This window comes from Frigoribacterium sp. Leaf172 (assembly GCF_001424285.1).
Taxonomy (GTDB): Bacteria; Actinomycetota; Actinomycetes; order Actinomycetales; family Microbacteriaceae; genus Frigoribacterium.
The window spans coordinates 96,721-117,246 of sequence record NZ_LMPB01000003.1; the positions used below are offsets into that span (position 1 = coordinate 96,721).

Sequence of the window (20,526 nt, forward strand, 5' to 3'; positions counted from 1 at the left end):
ACTCGCCTGGTGACCAACGCTCCCACCACCTCCGCCGTCGCCCAGCCCGGGTCCGCCGCACCGCTCGAGGTCCTGCACCGGGTGTTCGGGTACGACGCGTTCCGGGGGCAGCAGGCGGCCATCATCGAGCAGGTCGTCGGCGGGGGCGACGCCCTCGTGCTGATGCCGACCGGCGGCGGCAAGTCGCTGTGCTACCAGGTCCCCGCGCTGGTGCGCGAGGGCACGGGCATCGTGGTCTCGCCGTTGATCGCTCTCATGCAAGACCAGGTCGACGCCCTCGAGGCGGTGGGCGTGCGGGCCGAGTTCCTGAACTCGACCCAAGATCCCGACACCCGCCGCGAGGTCGAGCGGGCCTTCGTCGCGGGCGAGCTGGACATGCTCTACCTGGCACCCGAGCGGCTGCGACTCGACTCGACCAAAGACCTCCTCGACCGGGGCCGGCTGTCGCTGTTCGCGATCGACGAGGCGCACTGCGTGGCGCAGTGGGGGCACGACTTCCGGCCCGACTACCTCGAGCTCTCGGTGCTGCACCAGCGGTGGCCCGACGTGCCGCGCATCGCCCTGACGGCGACCGCCACCGAGGTCACCCACCGCGAGATCTCGTCGCGGCTCGAGCTCGACGACGCCGCGCACTTCGTCGCCGACTTCGACCGGCCGAACATCCAGTACCGCATCGAGGCCAAAGACGGGCCCCAGCAGCAGCTGCTGCGGTTCATCCGCGCCGAGCACGACGGCGACGCCGGGATCGTCTACTGCCTGTCGCGCAAGTCGGTCGAGAGCACGGCCGAGTTCCTCGTCAAGCAGGGCATCGCGGCGCTTCCTTACCACGCTGGTCTCGACGCCGGCACGCGGGCCCGCAACCAGTCGCGGTTCCTCCGCGAAGAGGGCATCGTCATGGTCGCGACCATCGCCTTCGGCATGGGCATCGACAAGCCCGACGTCCGTTTCGTGGCGCATCTCGATCTGCCGAAGTCGGTCGAGGGGTACTACCAAGAGACCGGCCGCGCGGGCCGCGACGGCCTGCCGTCGACCGCGTGGCTCGCCTACGGCCTCCAAGACGTCATGCAGCAGCGGCGCATGATCGACCAGTCCGAGGGCGACGCCGAGCACCGACGGAAGCTCAGCGCCCACCTCGACGCCATGCTGGCGCTCTGCGAGACCGTCGAATGCCGTCGGGTGCAGCTGCTCGGCTACTTCGGTCAGGCCAGCACTCCGTGCCGGAACTGCGACACGTGCCTGAACCCGCCGCAGGCCGTCGACGGCACCGTGCCCGCGCAGAAGCTGCTCTCGACCATCGTCCGCCTGAAGCGCGAGCGCGACCAGCAGTTCGGCGCGGGTCAGATCATCGACATCCTGCTCGGCAAGACGACGCCCCGCATCACGCAGAACCGACACGAGCAGCTCGCGACCTTCGGCATCGGCTCGGAGCTCACCGAGATCGAGTGGCGGGGCGTCGTGCGGCAGCTGCTCGCCCAGGGTGTGCTCACGGTGTCTCCCGACGGCTACGGCACGCTGCTGATCACCGACGCGGCGGCCGAGGTGCTCTCGGGCGGCCGACCGGTGCGGTTGCGCAAGGAGCCCGAGCGGGCGCCCCGCGCCGCCCGGTCGAGAACGGGCGCCCGGGGTTCGAGCGGCTCGCGCACCGGGGCCGGCGCCGCCGATCTGTCGGCGACCGACCAGCCGCTCTTCGAGACCCTGCGACAGTGGCGGGCGGGCATCGCCAAGGCTCAGGGAGTCCCCGCCTACGTGGTGTTCGGCGACGCGACCCTGCGGGGCATCGCGTCGACCCGCCCCACCTCGTTCGATCAGCTCGCGACCATCAGCGGAGTCGGTCAGAAGAAGCTCGACACGTACGGGCAGCAGGTGCTCGACGTCGTCGGCGGCGCGACACCCGAGGACGCGGCCGCGGCCGCGGCCGGCGCCGGTCCCGAAGCCGGAGGCGGTGAGGCCGGGGGCTCCGGGGGAGCGGCTCGTGCGTCATCGCGGCCCGCTGGAGCGGCGGCCGCTCCGCGTACGGGGTCGGCCCGAGGTGCGCGGTCGGCGGCGTCGCCGCGTTTCGCTACCACGCCGCCGCTCGACGAGCCCCCCGTCGACGACGTCCCGCCGGACGACGAGCCTCCGTACGACCCCTACGACGAGACCGTCCCGCCCGACGACTGGCGCTGAGCCGAGCCGCCGCGGCGCCGGCGCGGCCGGGCCCGGCGCGGACGCGGGCCGGCCCGGACGCGGGGCGGTCTAGGAGCGCGACCGGCGCGACAGCAGCACGAGCGAGAGCGTCGTCAACAGCATCGCCGCCCAGCCGCCTGCGAAGGCGCCGCCGTTCAGCTGCGAGACGTAGGCCCCTGCCAGCATCAGAGCACCGGTGAAGGGGCTGGTCGAGTAGACCAGCGGGATCGTCAGGGCGGGTAGAGCCCCTCCGCGTCGCACGCGCAGGCGCATGGTCACGATCAGCGCGGTCAAGAAGAACGACAGCAGCGCCGACGACAGATACAGGAGCCGCGCGACCGTCGCCGCCATCGGCCCGAGGTCCGCCTCGCTCATCGCCGCGGCACCGGCGACGGCCAGCACGCCGAACAGGCCGTGCACGATCGGCGACAGCAGATACACCGCCCGGCGGACGGGGCCGGGTCGCATCGGGACGGCGGCGTCCGGCGACTCCGCCGTCGCCGTCCGTGCGCCGAGCGGGTCGTGGCGTCCGTGCGAGTCGAAGCGCGCATGCGTGTCGCGACCACCGTGCCGGTCGTGACCGCCGTGTGAATCGCGCACCGCGCCTCCTCGGCTCGTCGGCTCGTGCCCGGGTGCGCCCGGACCCGCTTCAGTCTTCTGGCTTCTCGCGCCGTCCATCAGCAGTCGCGACCCCCGCGCTGCCCGTCTCTTCGGTGTCATCCCCACGGGGCGAGCATAGGAGGCGCGGTGCACCGCGACAACGCTCCCCGCGGAGGACACCCGCCCGTGTCGCCCGCATCCCGCCCGCTCGCCCAGCTGATACCCGCAGGTATCACCCGACCGGCTCACCCGCATGAGACGCAGCTCGCCCCATCGAGCCGCACTCAGCGGCCAGAGGCGCGTGCCGGGGAGGCGAGTGTCCCGGATCGTCGGCGCTCGCGTGCCCGCCCGAAGATCGTGGGCCCTCGCCGGCGACCAGCGGGCCAGGACGCTCAGCCGGGTCGGCTCGACGAGCAGGGCAGCGCGCTCGGCAGGGCCCGCGCGACCCGCAGGGCCCTCGCGACCCGCGCGACCCGCGCGACCCGGAGGGCCCGCGCGACCCGCGCGACCCGCAGTGCCCGCGCGACCCGCGCGACCCGGAGGGCCCGCGCGACCAGCGCGACCACAGCACCAGGAGGCGCGGGTCTCCCTCCGAGCGTAGGTTCGACTGACGATCAGGCGGGCTCCGGCCCCGAGCGGAACGGACGTCACGATGAGGGTCGCAGTACTCGGCACGGGGATCATGGGTCAGGGAGTCGCCCGCTCGCTGCACCGCGAGGGTCATGAGGTCACGGCCTGGAATCGCACCCGCGAGCGCGCCGAGCCCCTGGCTGCCGACGGCATCACCGTCGTCGACACCGCCGAGGAGGCGGTCGCGGAGGCCGACGTCGTGCTGCTCGTGCTCTTCGACGGCGACGCAGTGCTCGAGGTGCTCGACGCTGCGGCGCAGGCCGGCCCCGCCTCCGCCGTCTGGGTGCAGGCGAGCACGATCGGTCTCGAGGCGACCTCCCGGGTGGTGGCCCGGGCCGACGAGCTCGGGGTCGACCTGATCGAGGCGATGATGCTCGGCACGAAGAAGCCCGCCGCCGACGGCAAGCTGGTCATGCTGGCAGCCGGCCCGACCGCGCTCGTCGAACGGGTCGCTCCGGTGCTCGACGCGATGGGCGCGAAGACCGTCACCGCAGGGGATCGCGTGGGCGCGGGCACCGCGCTCAAGCTCGCGGCGAACGCCTGGATCGCGAGCGTCACGGCGGCCACGGCGCAGTCGATCGCGCTCGCCGAGGGGCTGGGGCTCGACCCGCAGCTGTTCCTCGACGCCATCTCGGGCGGGCAGTCCGACACCCCGTACGCGCACGTCAAGGGCGCGTCGATGATCGCGGGCGACTACCCGGCGCAGTTCGCCCTCGACGGGCTGCGGAAGGACATCGACCTGATGCGGGCAGCAGCCCCCGGCGCGTCGCTCGACCCGACCCTCCTCGACGCGCTCGCCGAGGTCTTCGCCGCGGCGTCCGAACGCGGTCACGGCGGGGACGACATCGCGGCGGTCCGAGCAGGATTCACCGCGAGCTAGGGTCGCCCGCCGGGTATCGCCCGACCGGAAGTGTCGCCTGGCCGACGGTGTCGCCGGGCCGGCCGTGTCGCCTCGCTGAGGCCCCGCCGGGCCGACGACACCCACCAGCCGGGCCGCGCCTCCCTGTGAGACCGCTGCGGAACGCCGACGTGACGTCCGCGGCCGGAATGAGCGCGCCTCCTCGGGGGTTCGTCTCGGGGTGCGCTCCGGCGCGCAACGACATCCGTCTTCGAAAGGACTCCCCTGTGGACCTGTTCTCCTCCGCCACCTTCGGCGATCTCGTGCTCGCGAACCGCGTCACGATGGCCCCGCTCACCCGTGTGCGCGCGAACGCCGACGGCGTGCCGAGCGACCTCCAGGTCGAGCACTACGCGCAGCGCGCCACGATGGGTCTCATCGTGACCGAGGGGACCTGGCCGACGCAGGAGGGCAAGGCCTACCCGGGTCAGCCCGGCATCGTCACCGACGAGCAGGTCGCCGGCTGGAAGCGCATCGCCGATGCCGTGCACGCCAAGGGCGGCACCATCGTCATGCAGGTCATGCACGGCGGTCGCGTCTCGCACCCGGAGGTGACCGGCACCGAGCGCATCGTCGCTCCGAGCGCCGTCGCCATCGACGGCGTCGTCCGCACCCCCGAGGGCAAGCGCGACTTCCCCGTGCCCCACGCCCTCACCACCGAGGAGGTGCACCAGGCGATCGCCGACATCGTCACCGCCTCGAAGCGCGCCGTCCTCGAGGCCGGTCTCGACGGCGTCGAGCTGCACAGCGCCAACGGCTACCTGCTGCACGAGTTCCTGTCGCCCGTGTCGAACGTCCGCACCGACGAGTTCGGCGGGACCCCCGAGAACCGCGCCCGCATCGCCATCGACACCGCCACCGCGGTCGCCGAGGCCATCGGAGCCGGTCGCGTCGGCATGCGCATCTCGCCGATGCACAACATCCAGGACGTCGTCGAGACCGACCTCGACGACGTGACCGCGACGTACGACGCGCTCGTCGACGGTCTCGCGCCCCTGGGGCTCGCCTACCTGAGCGTGCTGCACGCCGACCCGCGGGGCGACCTCGTGCAGCGCCTGCGCCGCCGGTTCGACGGCAACGTCATCACCAACAGCGGCTTCGGCACGGTCACCGACCTCGCCGAGGCCCGTGATCTGGTCGAGAGCGACTTCGCCGACGCCATCGCCGTGGGACGCCTCGCCATCGCCAACCCCGACCTCGTCGCCCGCTGGGAGCGCGGCACCGAGCTGAACGAGCCGAACCCGGCCACGTTCTACGGCGAGGGCGCCGAGGGCTACACGGACTACCCCGCGCTCGAGTCCGCGACGCGCTAGTCGCGACGCGCTCCTCCCACCCCCGCCGCTCGGTCGACTGGTCGGAAGGTGCTCTCCGCCTCGCGTGCGAGGGCATCTTCCGACCACTCGATCGAGTGGTCGGAAAGTGCCCTCCGCCTCGCGCGCGAGGGCATCTCCTGACCGACGCCCTCGGGCGGGCGCGCTCCCCGGAGGCGCCCGACCGCCGCCGGATACGATCATCGGGCGGCACCGCATCCGCCGCGAGGAGAAGACCGTGACGAACTCGTACCTGCCGCCGCTGTTCGACCAGCTGGCGGCCCGGCTCCGGCGGGCTCTGCCGGGTGTCGAGATCGACGGGCGCCCCTCCGACTACCTGCCCGGCGGCGCGGCCCTGCGGCTGCGGCTCGGGCACCGGCTCTACCTCGACCTCGCCGACGACGGGCGCGAGTGGTTCGTCGCCGGCCTCTCGGCCGACGCGGCCGGTGTGACGCCGGTGGCCGAACGCTCGGTCGAGCGGCTCGGGCTGCCCCTCCACAGCGATCAGGCCGTGGTCGTCGACGCGGTCGTCGCCTCCGTGGGGCGCTGGGTCGAGGCCGTCGGTCCGGATGAGGCGGATGCGCCGGCGGTCCTCGCTCGCCGACCCGCGCCTCCCGCGATCCCCTCGCCGTCGTCGTTCGGCGCGCCGACCCCCGCCCCGTACATCCCCCGCGATCAGGCGTACGGGCCCGACGGGCTCTGGCAGCCGTCGCCCGAGGGGTCGCCGAGCCCGCTGCGTCGCCGCCGGCCGCTCGTCGCCGTGGTGGCCGTGGTCGTCATCATCATGCTCGGGCTGTCGTCGGTCGGTCTCATCCAGGCGGTGCGCGGTGTCGTCGAGGCGGCGTCGAGCAGCGGTCTCCGCGGCGGCTCGGCCGGGCCGGACGGAGGCGCGGGTGACGGAGGCGCGGGCGGCAGCGGATCGGGCACGCCCGTCGACCAGCTCCGGCTCGGCGACTGCTTCTCGTTCGGCAGCGGCACGACCGGGGGAGTGGTCGTCGAGGTCGAGCGCGTGGAGTGCACCGTGCCGCACGACAACGAGGTGTTCTTCGAGAGCGAGGCCGCCGCGACGGAGTTCCCCGGCGAGCAGGCCCTGACCGAGACGTCCGACCAGCTCTGCTTCGAGGCCTTCCCGGACTTCGTCGGGCTCGACTACGAGAGCTCGGTCGTCGAGTACGACTTCCTCCAGCCGACCGAGGAGGGGTGGCGCGCGGGCGACCGGGTCATCAGCTGCTACGTCTACGTCGAGGGCCGCCTCGTGTCGAGCAGCCTGCGCGGTTTCAGCGGCTGACCCGCCCCGAGGAGGTGCGGCTCGGCCCCGGAGGAGGCGCGGCTCTGCCCCGAGGAGGCGCGGCTCGGCCCCGTAGGATCGATTCACCGAACACGTCGCCACCTGGTCGACGCCCGAGCGAGAGGACGCCGCGTGACGCTCGTCGATCGACTGTTCCGCCAGGACGAGTGGCGGACGGTGCCGAACGCGATCACCCTGGTGCGCCTCCTGCTGCTCCCCGTCTTCATCGTCCTGATCGTCGACGAGCACTACTGGTCGTCGATGGTCGTCATCGCGATCGTGTTCCTGACCGACTTCGTCGACGGGTTCGTCGCTCGCCGGACGGGCGCGATCTCCGAGCTCGGCAAATGGCTCGACCCCGTCGCCGATCGGCTCACCGTCATCGCGGTCGTCGCCGCGTTCGCGCTCGGCGGGCTGCTCAGCTGGCCGGTGTTCGTGCTGATCCTGCTGCCGGACGTGCTGCTGAGCATCGTGTCGCTGGTCGCGTTCGGCGGGGCGTCGTTCCCCGTCACCTGGATCGGCAAGGTCCGCACCGCGTTCATCTTCACGGGTCTGCTGCTGCTGCTCGTCGGGGTCGCTCTGGTGGATCAGGGCCGGGTCGACGGGGTCGCGGGGCTGGAGTCCGCCGGGCGGACGACCGAGACCGTCGCCGGAGTCCTGCTCGTCATCGGGCTGATCGGGCACTACGTCGCCGCCGTCGTCTACGCCGTGGCGCTGACCCGGCGTCTGCGCGCCCACGACTGACCGGGTCGGCGCGACCCGCGCCTCCTGCGCTCCGGCGTCCGACCCTCACCGGCGTCTCGACGGGACGGCGTAGCGTCCCCTCCATGACTCGCATCACCACACCGTTCACCGCCGGCACCACCGCACGCGAGGTCGTCGAGGGCCTCGACCTGACCGGCACCCGCGTCGTCGTCACCGGAGGGTCGTCGGGGATCGGCGTCGAGACCGTCCGGGCCCTGGTCTCGGCCGGAGCCGACGTCACCATCGCCGCCCGCAACCTGGAGCAGGCCGAGGAGGTGCGGGCCGGCATCGCGGGCTCCACCGACTCCGGCGAGGTCCGGGTCGCCTACCTCGACCTGCAGAAGCGCGACACCCTGCGGGCCTTCGCCGACGACTGGCAGGGGCCGCTCGACGTGCTGATCGACAACGCCGGCGTGATGGCGACCCCCGAGACGCGCACGCCCGAGGGGTGGGAGCTGCAGTTCAGCAACAACCACCTGGGGCACTTCGCCCTCGCGACCGCGCTTCGTGGCGCACTCGTCGCGGGTGCGGAGGCCTCGGGGTCGCCGTCACGGCTCGTGTCGCTCAGCTCGACGGGGCACCACATGTCACCCGTGGTGTTCGACGACGTCATGTTCGAGCGACGCGCGTACGACCCGTGGGCGGCTTACGGGCAGTCGAAGACGGCGAACTCGCTCTTCGCGGTCGGGGTCACGGCTCGCTGGGCGGATGACGGCGTGCTCGCGAACGCCGTCCACCCCGGCGGCATCATCACCCCGCTGCAGCGTCACCTGCCGAAGCAGGAGATGATCGACCGCGGCTGGATCGACGCCGACGGCACCCCGAACCCGGCGTTCAAGACGACCGAGCAGGGCGCGGCGACCTCGGTCCTCGCCGCCGTGCACCCGCTCGTCGAGGGCGTGGGGGCGCGCTACTTCGAGGACGTCGCCGAGGCGGAGCCGTTCCGCGACGACGCCCCCGGTCGCGGCGTGAAGCGCTACGCGCTCGATCCCGAGGAGGCCGACCGCCTGTGGGATCTCAGCGAGGGGCTGCTCGCCTGACCGCTCACGCCGACCGGAGAGGCGGACGAGGAGGGGTCTCGATCGCCCGCACCGCGCCTCCGCCCGCCGAGGGACTGCGCATCGCCGCGTCGTTGTCAAGCCGCTCGCGTCGGCGCTCACGGGGCCTAGTGTTGATCAGGTCGCACGTGAACCCATCACTCGTCACTCCAGCCCCCGGTGATGAGCGTCGGTCGCGGAAGCTGCGACCACAAAGGGCACAATGCTGATCAACAAGCTGCGCATCGACAGCCAGATGTTCTACCTCGAACCCGACGAGGACATCGAGGCGCTGAAGAAGCAGATCCTCGAGACGGCCCGCGGGGTCGCCGACTTCATCGTCTTCACACCCATCGGCCTCGGCAAGGTGTCCGTGCTCATGACTCCGCACACACCGGTGCGCTTCGAAGAGCAGGAGCACACGTCGGACGAGCTGCAGGAGTGGGAGGACGAGACTCCGCGCACCGACTACGACCTCGACTTCGACGCGTTCGGCGGCAGTCCGGCCTAGGCCCGTGCTCGGCTCGACCCCACGCCGAGCGGACCGCCTCGGTCGATGCTCCCGTCATCGGCGATCCCGGTGACCGCGAGGCCGACCCCTCGTCCGTGCCTCCGGAGCGCAGGGTGATGCGGCTTCATGCTCAGCGGTCGCCCCTCGGCCCGGCCGGCGAGTTCGGCTCTTCCAGGATCTGGAGCCCGCCGTTGCTGTTCGCGGACTGCTCGAGGGCGATGAGCCAGTCCCGGTTCACCGCGGGCATCCGACTGCCGTAGTACTTGAACACCAGCGAGATGGTGGGGTGGACCCAGATGGTGGTGCGCCCGTCACCGACCCGCTGGTCGTCGCGCCACGAGAAGTAGAACGACTCATTGCGGCGCAGCTTCGCACCGATCACGAGCTGCAGGTGCCCGAGAACCCGATCGTCGAACTCGACGGACAGGGAATGGTCGTATGTCAGGCTTCCCATGACATCGCCTCGCTCCCTGATCGGCACCCGCCGGCCCCGGAGGCAGGCACTGTACGACGGCCTCCGCGTGAGCGGATCCCTCGTCCAGAAGGATACCGTCCGGCACAGAACTGCCCCGGAGGGGTTGTGGAGCAGGCTGAGGTTCGGCTATGCGATCTGCCGCCCGCCTCGCCCGCGGCCTCCATCCGTTCCACCCGCTGACGGACCCCGCCCCTGATGTCAAGGGTCGGCTCGAAACCGCCCCTCCGCCTACCGTCGGGCGCATGAAGCACATCACGTATGCCGAGAAGTCCCTCCTCCTCGGCGATGCCACGGCCGATCTCCTGCTCGAGTACGCCGCGGCGCTCGGCTCGGACGGCACGAGCGACTCGATCTCGATCCACGCCATCAGCTCCGACGGCGACGAGGTCGACGCCACGTTCCTGATCGGCGAGGGGTCCCCGCTCATGAGCGAGACGACGACGAGCACTCTGCCCGAGCCCGACAACACCGCCGCCGAGGAGCACATGCGCGAGCGCATCGGGCGACTCGCCCGGCCCCCGCACGGCGGCTCGCTCGACGACGACGAGATGCTGCGCGACGACTACGACGAGTTCCCGGGCTGACCCGTGGTGCTCCTCCGCCCCTCCGCAGTGCTCGAGCGCGACGTCGTCGCCGGGGTGCACCGGCTCGAGGTCGCCGACACGAACCTCTACCTCGTCGAGCACGACGACCGGGTGCTCGTCGTCGACGCGGGCCTCCCCGCCGCGTGGCCGCACCTCCTGCAGGCCCTCTTCGAGACCGGTCACGGACGCGACGACGTCGACGGGGTGCTGCTCACGCATGCGCACTTCGATCACGTCGGCTGCGCTCGGCAGGTGCGGCGTCGCTGGGGCCTGCCCGTCTGGGTGCACGACGCCGATGCGCGTCTCGCGGCCCATCCCTACGCGTACCGGCACGAGAGGCCGCGCTGGCGGTACCCGGTCGAGCACAGGGCCGCCCTGCCGGCACTCGCCCGGATGACCCTCGCCGGGGCCCTCGCCGTGCGCGGCGTGCGCGACACGCGGCCCCTCGGATCGGACACCCCTCTGCCCACCGGGGCCGTCGTCATCCCCACCCCGGGTCACACCGACGGGCACATCGCCCTGCACCTGCCCGATCGCGACGCCGTCATCGTCGGCGACGCGCTCGTGACCCTCGATCCCTACACCGGCGAGCGGGGTCCGCAGATCGTCGCGGGGGCGGCGACGGCCGACAGCGACGCGGCCCTGGCCTCGCTCGACGCCCTCGTCGCGACCGGGGCCGGCGTCGTGCTGCCCGGGCACGGCGCCCCGTGGCGGGAGGGCGTGGGCCGCGCGGTCGAGCTCGCGCGCCGTCGCGGAGCCCACTGAGTCGCTGCGCTGCGCTGCGGCTGCCGCCGTGACGGTCGCCGCTGCCGCAGGCGCCGATCGGCGCCCCCACGAGAGAGACCCCCGTGCGAACACGGGGGTCTCGTCGTCGGCGTGAGTCAGCTGCCGAGCTTGTGGGCCTTCTTGACGGCGGCCTTGCGGGCCTTCAGCACGTCCTTCTTGGCGGCCTTGCGGGCCTTCTTGACCTTGGGGTCGTTCCAGAACGAGCCGAGGTAGTTCGAGATCTCCTTGTAACGACCCTTTCCGGCCTTGGCTCCGTAGGTGTACGCGATGAACGCGATGACGGCGATGACGAGGTAACGGAAACGCATTGAGGGTCCTCCCGGTGGGCGATCTGGTGTCGATACGACGGTAGTCCTCCGGCCTGGGCGCGTGTCCACCCGGGCCGGAGGCGGCCGACGGCGGCGGTCAGGCCGAGCGGCGACGGCGGGCGACGACGAGCGCGCCGAGGCCGAGGGCGACGAGCAGCCCGCCGATCAGGCCGAGCGTCGCGGTGCCCTCGTCGGTGCCGGTGTAGGCCAGGTCGCCACCGGTGCCGGTGCCCGTCGCGGTCCCGCTGCCGGAGCCGGCCGGGGTGCCCTGCGCCCCTCCGGTGCCGGCGGGGACGACGCCCGGGGCGCTCTCGCCGTCGGCGGTGACGACGGAGAACGAGGTCGACACGGTGGGGGAGATGCGGCGCACCTCGGCGTCGACCGGCCGCGAGTCGTCGGCGTAGGTGACCGCGCGGGCCGTGTAGCGGAGCTCACCGGGCCGTTCGACGCTGTGCACCGACCAGGCGCCCGAGGGGTCGACCCGCGCCGAGATGACCTGGCCGTCGGCGAGGGTCAGCTCGACCCATCCGCCGGGCGTGCCGGTCCCCTGGACGTCGAACGCGGCGGCGGGGTCGTACAGCCCGACGTGCCCTTCGGGGACGGGGAAGGTGTCCTGCGGGTACTCGACGTCCGCCACGATGCGACCGCCGTCGCGGGGCGTCGTGATGGTCGGCGCGGCCAGCGTGACCGGGCGCAGGTCGATCGCCCGACCGCCCGAGACGGGCGACTTCTCGCTGAGCTGCAGGCCGCTGGGCGACACGAGGTACTGGCGGGTGCTGATGCGCCACTTGCCCGAGGGGATGACGGCGTCGTAGACGAGGGTCCCCGAGGCCGGGATCGTGGGCTCCGGAACAGCGGTGCGGTAGCGGTTGCCGCCGATCTCGCGGTACGAGAACTCGGCCTTCGCCCCCGGGACGCCGGTGATGACGATCCGGACGGGCCCGCTGTCGCCGACGGCCCCGTCGATCGCGGTCGGCTCGATCTGCGCGCCGTCGACCGGCGTGATCATGACCGGGGCGGCGGGCGTCGCCCGGAACGCCGTCTCGAGCGTGAACGAGAACACCGTCTCGGGCGAGGCGGCTCCCACGGGGGAGCCGTCGGCACCGGCTTCGTACTGACGGCTGGTGAGCTTCCAGGTCGTGTTCGCGAGCGTGAGCGTCGTCGACCACGCGCCGTCGGCGGCGACCGGGACCTCGGCGTAGCGGACGGGCGAGACCGAGGAGGCCGGGTCGAGGCGGAGCTTGACCACGGAGCCCGGCTGCGCCGTGCCGGTGAAGGCGAGCGGCGCGGTGGTGGCGGTGCCGCCGTCCTCCGGGGTCACGCCGACGGTCTGTCCGGAGCGGGGGCTCGTGACGACCGGGGCGGCCGCGATGGCGGCGGCGCCGATCGGCGCGTCGTCGGTGACGGCCTCGTCGGTGACGGCCTCGTCGGCGACGGGCGTCTCGACAGGAGCGTCCGTGGCGGGAGCCTCGACCTCGGGAGTCGCGCCCTCCGACACCTCGGCGGTCGGTGCGGCGGCGGGCTCGGCGCCCAGAGCGGGGCCGACCGAGATCAGCGCGCCCCCGAGAGCGATCGACACGGTCGCAGGGATGGCGAGCGCCTTCTGCCAGGTGGTGTTCATGATGAAGCCCTTCGTGTGGATCGTCCCCTGCGAACCGCCCGGATCCACCGAGGGCGAGAACCGCCGGCCCGGTGATCCCGACGCCGACGTGCTCGACGCTACGTCGCCCCTCCGTCGACCGAACCACCTGTTGCGGTTCCGTTACACGAAGTCGTCCGCTCGGATGAGGGGGCCTCATCAGAGCGGCGCACCAGAGGTACCGCACGACGGACGCGCGGCTGCGCAACACCCCCGCCGCCCACCGGAAACACCCTCGCAACACCGCCTCGCTACCGTCATGCCATGGGCGACCTCTTCAGCGGATACGCGGCCACGGCCACCGGCGGCGGCACGGGCAGGAGGAGGCGCGTGGTCGAGAGCGCGCGGGTCGCGCCGCGTGCCTGGGACGAGATGTTCGACACCGACGGGCAGGCCCGCCGCGCCTACGCCGACATCCACGCGACCCTCGAGGGCATGACGCAGGACGACCTGCGCGGTCGGACGGCGGCGCTCGCCGACTCGTACCTCGCGCAGGGCGTCACGTTCGACTTCGCGGGCGAGGAGCGCCCGTTCCCCCTCGACGCCGTGCCGCGGGTCGTCGAGCACGACGAGTGGTCGGGCGTCGAGGCGGGCATCGCGCAGCGGGTCAAGGCGCTCGAGGCGTTCCTGTCCGACGTCTACGGCGCGCAGCGGGCGGTCGCCGACGGCGTCATCCCCGCGAGCCTGCTGACCTCGTCGAGCCACTTCCATCGTCAGGCGGCGGGCATCGAGCCGGCCAACGGCGTGCGCATCCAGGTCTCGGGCATCGATCTCGTGCGCGACGAGGCGGGCGCCTGGTGCGTGCTCGAAGACAACGTGCGGGTGCCGAGCGGTGTCAGCTACGTCATCTCGAACCGCCGCGTCATGGCCCAGACGCTGCCCGAGCTGTTCGTCTCGATGCGGGTGCGCCCGGTCGGCGACTACCCGAACCGTCTGCTGTCGGCCCTGAAGAAGAGCGCGCCGTCGGGCGTCGACGAGCCGACCGTCGTCGTGCTGACCCCGGGGGTCTTCAACTCGGCGTACTACGAGCACACCCTGCTGGCGCGTCTGATGGGCGTCGAGCTCGTCGAGGGCCGCGATCTCTACTGCTCGGGCGGCCGGGTGTTCATGCGGACGACCGGCGGCCCCGAGCGGGTCGACGTCATCTACCGCCGGGTCGACGACGAGTTCCTCGACCCGCTGCAGTTCCGGGCCGACTCCGTGCTCGGTTCGCCGGGCCTCCTGATGGCGGCTCGTCTCGGCACCGTGACGATCGCGAACGCGGTCGGCAACGGGGTCGCCGACGACAAGCTCGTCTACACGTACCTGCCCGAGCTGATCCGCTACTACCTCGGCGAGGAGGCGCTCCTCCCGAACGTCCGCACCTGGCGTCTCGAGGACCCGGGCGCCCTCGACGAGGTGCTCGACCGCCTCGACGAGCTCGTCGTGAAGCCCGTCGACGGCTCGGGCGGCAAGGGGCTGGTCGTCGGGCCGGCCGCCAGCCGTCGCGAGCTCGACGTGCTGCGGTCGCAGCTGCTCGCCGACCCGCGCGGCTGGATCGCGCAGCCGGTCGTGCAGCTGAGCACCATCCCGACCCTCGTCGACGAGGGACTCCGCCCCCGGCACGCCGACCTGCGGCCCTTCGCCGTGCACGACGGCGACGACGTCTGGGTGCTGCCCGGCGGGCTCACCCGGGTGGCCCTGCCCGAGGGCCAGCTGGTCGTCAACAGCAGTCAGGGCGGCGGCTCGAAGGACACCTGGATCGTCGGCGGCGACGTCAACGCCTGGGCCGGACACGACGTCAGCGCGCTGATCGCCGAGCAGACGACGCCGACCCAGTCGATCCCGATCGTCGACGCGTCGGCGCACCACGGCGACCACAGCCCCGATCACGCCCCTCAGGACGACCCGCGCAACGACCAGCAGGCGCAGCAGCAGCAGGAGCACCAGGAGCAGCAGCAACAGGCCCGGGAGGCGCGGGTCGGCCCACGAGGCCGCGCCGCGCCTCCTGCGGGCCCCCGCCCCGACCCCGGGGTCACCACGTCGGAAGGAACGTCATGCTGAGCCGCATCGCCGAGAGCCTGTTCTGGATCGGCCGGTACATCGAACGGTCGGACGGCACCGCGCGCATCCTCGACGTCCACCTGCAGCTGCTGCTGGAGGACCCGTGGATCGAGGAGGACACCGCCTGCCGCAGCCTCCTCGCGGTGATGGGCAGCGAGGCCCCCGCCGATGTCGAGCTGACGCGGGGCGACGTGCTCTCGATGCTCGCCGTCGACCGTCACAACCCGGCGTCGATCGCGTACTCGCTCGGCGCCGCGCGCGAGAACGCGAGGCGGGCCCGCGAGATCGTCTCGACCGAGCTCTGGGAGTGCCTGAACACCACCCGGGCCCGCATGCCGCGCAAGGTCGCCGACGACAAGGTGCACGAGTTCTTCGGGTGGGTGCGCGAGCGCAGCGCCCTCGCCGTCGGCATCATCGAGTCGGCCACCAGCCGCGACGAGGTGTGGCAGTTCTTCACCCTCGGCCGGTCGATCGAGCGCGCCGACATGACCGCCCGGCTGCTGGCGACGCGCACGCTCACCGAGGCGTCCGGCCCGTCGTGGACGACCATCCTCCGCTCGTGCGGCGCCTACGAGGCGTACCTGCGCACCTACAAGGGGGTGCCGAGCGCTCGCAACGCCGCCGAGTTCCTGCTGCTCGACCGGCTGTTCCCCCGCAGCGTCCTGTTCGCGATCAGTCGCGCCGAGGCCTGCCTGCGCGAGGTCGAGCCGTCGAACCACCGGGTGGCGGCCTCGGACAGCGGGGTGCGCATCCTCGGTCAGATGCGCAGCGAGCTCGAGTACAAGCCCATCGGGCAGATCCTCGACGACCTGCCCGGTCAGATGGACGTCGTGCAGGAGGCGACGAGCGCCGCCTCCGAGGCGATCCGTCAGCGGTACTTCCCCACCAGCGCGGCGCCCACCTGGGTCGGTGAGCGCTCGTGAGCCGCCTGCGGATCCGCCACCGGACCGGCTTCTCGTACCGGGGCGAGGCCGTCGCGAGCTACAACGAGGCGCGCATGCTGCCGGCCCACACCGAGGGCCAGTTCGTGCTGTCGTCGCATCTGCGCATCGAGCCGGTCGCGGCCACGCACGAGTACATCGACTACTGGGGCACCCGGGTGTCGTCGTTCGAGGTGCTGCTGCCGCACCGCGAGCTCTCGCTGACGGCGACGTCGCTCGTCGAGGTGCGCCCGCTCGAGCACCCCGACTCCGAGATGGACTGGACCGAGCTCGCCGCCGTCGCGGGGGCGACCACCGAGTTCGTCGAGCACCTCGAGCAGACGCCGCTCACCCGGCCGCCCGCCGAGCTCGTCGCCCTGGCCCGCGAGACCGCGGCGAAGGCCTCGTCGCCCCGCGCCGCCGGGCTCGCGATCTGCGAGCAGCTCGGCGACGCGGTCGCCTACCTGCCCGGGGTGACGAACGTGAAGACGACCGCCTCCGAAGCCTGGGAGGCGCGGGCCGGGGTCTGCCAGGACATCGCCCACATCACCGTGGGCGCGTTGCGCGCCGTGGGCATCCCCGCACGGTACGTCAGCGGCTACCTGCACCCGAAGCCGGCCGCCGAGCTGCGCGAGACCGTCACGGGCGAGTCGCACGCGTGGGTCGAGTACTACTGCGGATCGTGGCGCGGCTACGACCCGACCAACCTGATCGACATCGGCGAGCGGCACGTCATCGTCGGGCAGGGGCGCGACTACCGCGACGTGCCGCCGTTGCGCGGCGTGTACGCGGGGTCGTCGAACTCGACGCTGTTCGTGACGGTCGAGATCACCCGGGAGGCGTGAGGGGCGGGGCACCGGTGGCGGTGCCGGTGCCCGTCGTCGCCAGGTCGGCGTCGAGCCGTCGGAGGCCGGGGTGGTTCGCCACGCCGTCGAGGCCGTGCGTGCCGAACAGGGTCATCACCGCGGCGAGGGGCACGGCGACGCCGCGGAGGCGCAGGGGGGCGCTCAGGCCGTCGAACTCGCACACCAGGGCCCAGTCGGCGATCTCGGGGTGGACGGCCGTCATCGCCGAGTAGGGGAAGCTCAGCCACTGCCCGCCGGCCAGGCAGATGAGCCGCTGGTTCGAGACGACGAGTCGCCCGTGCTGGTGCTCGCGCCACTGGTCACGGGCCTGCGCCTCGGCGCTCCGTCGGGCCGACGCGCTGCTCACCGTCGAGACCGCGAGCCCGGCGAGCATCGCCGCGGGGCTGCCGAAGAAGAAGCGCGGACCGCCGCCGGGTGCGACGCTCTGCCCGTAGTAGCGCTCGTACTCGACGGGGAGGTCGTAGAAGAAGACCTCGCCGGGCTGCGGCACGACCTCCCAGACGGCGATCGTCGGCGGGACGCGGTGCTCGAGCAGGCTGCCGCGCAGGTGCCGTGCGTCTCGCCACGCGATCTCGCTCGCGGTCCACCGGTCGACCCGGGCGAGCTCGGCGCCGCGCTCGGCCGCGGTGAGGCGGCCGGTCCGATGGCGCCAGTCCCGGAAGGTGCGGAGCGCGCCCCGCACCGTGAGGACGATCGCGACGGCGGCGACCGCGGGGACGGCCAGCGCGAGGGCCGGAGACGCGAACGACATCGCGGTGACCGTGCCGTCGGCCGTCGCGGCGGAGGCGGCTGACGAGAGCAGGAGGAGCGCGATGACACCCGCGGCACCGGCCGCGAGCGGCACGACCCAGCGGAGATGACGCCTCATCCCGCGAGTCTAGAGCGGAGCGGTGTTGGCCACCCCTCCGCCATCCTGGCCGCCGGGCGGGCGATGCCGAACCCGCCGCCGAACCCGGGTCAGCAGGCGGTGTACGAGTAGCCCGGCTCGTCCGCCGGCACGAGGTCGCGGTCCCGCACGATGGTCGACGGCGCGGTGTCGAGTGCGTCGACGCGTGCGCACACCTCGTCGGCCGTGCCCCGCAGGTCGTCGGTGTACTCGATGTCGAAGACGAGTCCGCCGTAGACGTCGGTGAAGGCGTCGCACTCGTCGAACAGATCGCACTCCTCGGTGACCGCGAAGTCGAAGCCGATCTCGTCGCGCCCCCGGGCCGCGAGATCGGCGGAGTTCTTCTGGGCCGCGGCGAGCCCGGCGTCGTGCGCCTCGGCGACGAGCAGGGTGGCGAACGCCACGGCGTCCTCTTCGTCGAAGGCGCCCTCCGATCGGGTCCACGAGTCGAGGTTGTCGAACTCGACGGCCTGGTAGCCGGCATCGGCGCAGGCGGTGATCGTCTCGGCCTGGCGTGCGGCGATGGCCTGGCGGTTCACGTCGGTCGCGATGTCGAGCAGGTGCTCGTCGGGCCAGCCCGGGTCGACCAGGGGCTCGCCGCCGGGCAGACGGACGAGCAGGTCGCGCGGCCAGTCGACGCCCGGCTGCGTCTGGAATCCGTTGACGTAGCAGACGCCGTACGCGTCGGCGGCGGGCGCCTCGGTGCTGTCGCGGGCGACGACGGCGGCTCCGTCGGGGACGGGCGACGCGCCTCCCAGCTGGTAGTCGAAGCGGGCTCCCGCGGGTGGCAGGCCGATGTCGGCGGCCTCGGACGAGGAGGCGCGGGTCGACGCGTCGCCCGCCCCCGCCGAGCAGGCGGTCGCGCCGAGCACGAGCGCGGTGGCCGTCAGCACGGCCGCCCCGATGCGACGGCCCCGGGCGTCGAGACGCCGACGGCCGGATCGGACGGGAGGGGGTACGACGGGGGACTGCTTCACGGTCAGAGCCTAGGTCAGCGTCTCGCCGTCGGAGGGTCGAGGGGCCGTGATCGTCGGCGCGTCAGCCCGCAGGCGTGCGAGTGGGCGTCTCGGCGGTCGTCGACGTCGGCGCCGCGGTCGGAGCGTCGCGCGCGACGAGGAACCTCGCCCGCGCCTCGGCGGAGGCCTGCTCGCGCTCGAGATCCTGACGCTCCCGGTTCGACCGCGCGCTCTCGCGTGCGGCGCCGAGGGCCCGCGAGTTCTCTCGCGCGAGCCCGGCGGCGGCGGCGGAGGCGCGCCGCACGCCGTCTCCGGCGGTGCGCCCGGTGCTGCGCACGCGCTCCCACGACGATCGGGCCAACGGCGCCGCGCCGGATGCGAGGGCGGCGCCTCGAGCCCTGAGGCGGTCGGCCGACCCCGGCCCGCTCAGCACGCTCGACGGGGGTGCGTCGACGGGCGAGCCGTCCGCGGGGGCGACAGGGGCGTCGGAGGTGGCGGGTCGCGCCTCCTCGGCAGGGTCCTCGTCGAACGTGCCGTCGGAGCCGGGTGGCAGCGCCCCCAGAGTCCGGTCGACGACCCCGACGAGCGCGAGGGCGAGACCGGCGACGACGAGACCGACACCGAGCAGCGCGAACGCGACCGCCTCGAAGTCGAGGTCGGTGAACGCGAGGTAGTCGTCGCCGAAGAGTCCCATCTGCGCGAGACGGAACGTGGAGGCGACCGAGACCAGCACGCCGGCGGTGGTCATGGTGAGTCCTGCGGTGACCGCAGCGCTCGCTCGACTCATGGGGCACCTCCGTTCGCGGATCGGTTCAGGAGGCGCGCGAAGGCGTGCTCTCCTGGTGCGAATGTAGTCCCCGGCCGGGATCGCCGCGTAACGATCGGGCGGCGACGGGTGACGCGCCGACTCGTGCACACCCCGCACGTTCCGGGCGGTTGCACGGTCGATGCGTGGGCTTTACCGATCTGGAGCCGACACGATCGCCTCATGGCTGACTTCTCACGACTCATCGGCGCGGCCGCCCGCGCGCTCGGCAACTCGAACCAGGGCCGCGGCGGCTCGGGGTCGGGCTCGGGCTCGACCGACTGGCGCGACATGGTGCGCAAGGTCTCCGACAAGGTGACCGGCGACGACCGCGGGGACGGCAGGCAGGGGCAGCAGGGTCAGTACGGCGTGCAGGGCCGGCAGGGCCAGCCGTACGGGGCGGGTCAGGGCGACCCTCGTCGGGTCCCGGCCCAGGGCGGGAACCCCTCGCGCGGCGGGTCGTCGATGTCGGCGGCCGACCGTCAGGCCCTCGCGAAGTACGACTACCTGCTGCAGACGGCACCTCCGCAGCAGCTCGAGCAGGTGCACCGCGACGCGTTCGAGCGCCTGACGCCCGAGCAGCGCGAGCAGGTGCTCGCCCGTCTGACGGCCGAGTCGCCGGCGGACCGTCCCGCCTCGAGCAGCCCCGCCGACCTCGCCCGGTCGGCCACACGCGGCGAGGTCGCCCGCCCTGGACTCATGAAGCGCGTGCTCGGCAGCACGGGCGGCAAGGTCGGCGCCGGCGCCGCAGCGGGCATCGGCATCGGCGCGCTGGGCGGGCTGGCCGTCGCCGTGGCCGGTGGCGCCGCCCTCAGCGCCGTGGCCGCGCCGATGCTCGGCGACGCGCTCGCGAACGGCGTCGACTTCGAGCAGTTCGCCGGCGGATTCGAGGGCCTCGACGGCCTGGCCGCGAGCGGCGAGGAGTTCGTCGGCGGCCTCGGCGAGCAGGCGAGCGGCTTGGGCGAGCAGGCCAGCGGTCTCGGCGAGCAGGCGAGCGAGTTCGGCTCGAACTTCCAGATCCCCGGGCTCAGCGACTTCTTCGACCGGTAGAGCTCCGTCGGAGCCCCCGCGGTC

Annotated in this window: 20 protein-coding genes; 13 read left to right on the forward strand and 7 right to left on the reverse strand. The window is 73.0% G+C overall.

Annotation, left to right across the window (positions count from 1 at the left end; all coding sequences use genetic code 11):
- Window positions 1-9 precede the first annotated feature (9 nt).
- Entirely contained in the window at window positions 10-2,166 is a 2,157-nt protein-coding gene (gene recQ / locus ASF89_RS11990; RefSeq protein ID WP_055815095.1) for a DNA helicase RecQ, read from the forward strand.
- Window positions 2,167-2,235: 69 nt separating this feature from the next.
- Here the strand turns inward: recQ and ASF89_RS15970 are convergent, their stop codons facing one another.
- Window positions 2,236-2,766 carry a hypothetical protein gene (locus ASF89_RS15970; RefSeq protein WP_055815098.1) on the reverse strand — a complete coding sequence of 177 codons (531 nt, stop codon included), beginning with the start codon at window positions 2,764-2,766 and terminating at the stop codon, window positions 2,236-2,238.
- A 652-nt stretch (window positions 2,767-3,418) separates the two neighbouring features.
- On the opposite strand from ASF89_RS15970, the gene ASF89_RS12000 reads away from it, so the two are divergent.
- The 6 genes from ASF89_RS12000 to ASF89_RS12025 all read left to right on the forward strand — a co-directional run bounded on the left by ASF89_RS12000 (window position 3,419) and on the right by ASF89_RS12025 (window position 9,184).
- On the forward strand, window positions 3,419-4,276 hold the full coding sequence (locus ASF89_RS12000) for an NAD(P)-dependent oxidoreductase (RefSeq protein WP_055815101.1): 858 nt from the start codon (window positions 3,419-3,421) through the stop codon (window positions 4,274-4,276).
- 245 nt (window positions 4,277-4,521) lie between these two features.
- Complete coding sequence (locus ASF89_RS12005; protein ID WP_055795137.1) at window positions 4,522-5,607, forward strand: alkene reductase; 1,086 nt, start codon at window positions 4,522-4,524, stop codon at window positions 5,605-5,607.
- 235 nt (window positions 5,608-5,842) lie between these two features.
- The gene (locus ASF89_RS12010; protein ID WP_055815103.1) at window positions 5,843-6,892 is read left to right on the forward strand and encodes a septum formation family protein; all 1,050 of its coding nucleotides are present in this window, start codon (window positions 5,843-5,845) and stop codon (window positions 6,890-6,892) included.
- A 132-nt stretch (window positions 6,893-7,024) separates the two neighbouring features.
- Complete coding sequence (locus ASF89_RS12015; protein WP_055815105.1) at window positions 7,025-7,636, forward strand: CDP-alcohol phosphatidyltransferase family protein; 612 nt, start codon at window positions 7,025-7,027, stop codon at window positions 7,634-7,636.
- An 83-nt stretch (window positions 7,637-7,719) separates the two neighbouring features.
- Entirely contained in the window at window positions 7,720-8,676 is a 957-nt protein-coding gene (locus tag ASF89_RS12020; RefSeq protein WP_055815110.1) for an SDR family NAD(P)-dependent oxidoreductase, read from the forward strand.
- A 220-nt stretch (window positions 8,677-8,896) separates the two neighbouring features.
- Window positions 8,897-9,184: a hypothetical protein gene (locus ASF89_RS12025; RefSeq protein WP_055795145.1), complete on the forward strand. Its 288-nt coding sequence runs from the start codon at window positions 8,897-8,899 to the stop codon at window positions 9,182-9,184.
- 130 nt (window positions 9,185-9,314) lie between these two features.
- Here ASF89_RS12025 and ASF89_RS12030 read toward each other — a convergent pair whose 3' ends face one another.
- Window positions 9,315-9,638 (reverse strand): hypothetical protein, encoded by a 324-nt coding sequence (locus ASF89_RS12030; protein ID WP_055795147.1) that lies wholly within the window; start codon window positions 9,636-9,638, stop codon window positions 9,315-9,317.
- A gap of 263 nt (window positions 9,639-9,901) precedes the next feature.
- Here ASF89_RS12030 and ASF89_RS12035 point away from each other — a divergent pair, with 263 nt between their 5' ends.
- Together ASF89_RS12035 and ASF89_RS12040 are read left to right on the forward strand one after the other, a co-directional pair.
- Window positions 9,902-10,243 (forward strand): hypothetical protein, encoded by a 342-nt coding sequence (locus tag ASF89_RS12035; protein ID WP_055815113.1) that lies wholly within the window; start codon window positions 9,902-9,904, stop codon window positions 10,241-10,243.
- A gap of 3 nt (window positions 10,244-10,246) precedes the next feature.
- The gene (locus ASF89_RS12040) at window positions 10,247-11,008 is read left to right on the forward strand and encodes an MBL fold metallo-hydrolase (RefSeq protein ID WP_235484115.1); all 762 of its coding nucleotides are present in this window, start codon (window positions 10,247-10,249) and stop codon (window positions 11,006-11,008) included.
- Window positions 11,009-11,124: 116 nt separating this feature from the next.
- Here the strand turns inward: ASF89_RS12040 and ASF89_RS12045 are convergent, their stop codons facing one another.
- Both ASF89_RS12045 and ASF89_RS12050 read right to left on the reverse strand, forming a co-directional pair.
- A complete protein-coding gene (locus ASF89_RS12045; protein WP_055795151.1) occupies window positions 11,125-11,337 on the reverse strand; it encodes a hypothetical protein in 213 nt (70 codons plus the stop codon).
- A 97-nt stretch (window positions 11,338-11,434) separates the two neighbouring features.
- The gene (locus ASF89_RS12050) at window positions 11,435-12,958 is read right to left on the reverse strand and encodes an LPXTG cell wall anchor domain-containing protein (protein ID WP_156463396.1); all 1,524 of its coding nucleotides are present in this window, start codon (window positions 12,956-12,958) and stop codon (window positions 11,435-11,437) included.
- Between the two features lie 282 nt (window positions 12,959-13,240).
- Between ASF89_RS12050 and ASF89_RS12055 the strand changes: the two genes are divergently transcribed.
- The 3 genes from ASF89_RS12055 to ASF89_RS12065 are packed head-to-tail and all read left to right on the forward strand — an operon-like array spanning window position 13,241 to window position 16,784.
- The gene (locus ASF89_RS12055; RefSeq protein WP_055795155.1) at window positions 13,241-15,019 is read left to right on the forward strand and encodes a circularly permuted type 2 ATP-grasp protein; all 1,779 of its coding nucleotides are present in this window, start codon (window positions 13,241-13,243) and stop codon (window positions 15,017-15,019) included.
- A complete protein-coding gene (locus tag ASF89_RS12060; RefSeq protein WP_055795157.1) occupies window positions 15,013-15,942 on the forward strand; it encodes an alpha-E domain-containing protein in 930 nt (309 codons plus the stop codon). The genes ASF89_RS12055 and ASF89_RS12060 overlap by 7 nt, the downstream gene beginning before the upstream one ends.
- Window positions 15,939-16,784 carry a transglutaminase family protein gene (locus ASF89_RS12065; protein WP_055795159.1) on the forward strand — a complete coding sequence of 282 codons (846 nt, stop codon included), beginning with the start codon at window positions 15,939-15,941 and terminating at the stop codon, window positions 16,782-16,784. Before ASF89_RS12060 ends, ASF89_RS12065 begins: the two co-directional genes overlap by 4 nt.
- Here the strand turns inward: ASF89_RS12065 and ASF89_RS12070 are convergent.
- The 3 genes from ASF89_RS12070 to ASF89_RS12080 all read right to left on the reverse strand — a co-directional run bounded on the left by ASF89_RS12070 (window position 16,768) and on the right by ASF89_RS12080 (window position 19,395).
- Window positions 16,768-17,673, reverse strand: coding sequence for a hypothetical protein (locus ASF89_RS12070; protein ID WP_055815119.1), 906 nt, complete (start codon window positions 17,671-17,673; stop codon window positions 16,768-16,770). The genes ASF89_RS12065 and ASF89_RS12070 overlap by 17 nt on opposite strands.
- An 89-nt stretch (window positions 17,674-17,762) precedes the next feature.
- Window positions 17,763-18,668 carry an endo alpha-1,4 polygalactosaminidase gene (locus ASF89_RS12075; RefSeq protein WP_235484116.1) on the reverse strand — a complete coding sequence of 302 codons (906 nt, stop codon included), beginning with the start codon at window positions 18,666-18,668 and terminating at the stop codon, window positions 17,763-17,765.
- A 61-nt stretch (window positions 18,669-18,729) separates the two neighbouring features.
- Window positions 18,730-19,395, reverse strand: coding sequence for a hypothetical protein (locus ASF89_RS12080; RefSeq protein ID WP_055815121.1), 666 nt, complete (start codon window positions 19,393-19,395; stop codon window positions 18,730-18,732).
- A 240-nt stretch (window positions 19,396-19,635) separates the two neighbouring features.
- On the opposite strand from ASF89_RS12080, the gene ASF89_RS12085 reads away from it, so the two are divergent.
- Window positions 19,636-20,502 (forward strand): hypothetical protein, encoded by an 867-nt coding sequence (locus tag ASF89_RS12085; protein ID WP_055815124.1) that lies wholly within the window; start codon window positions 19,636-19,638, stop codon window positions 20,500-20,502.
- Window positions 20,503-20,526 lie beyond the last annotated feature (24 nt).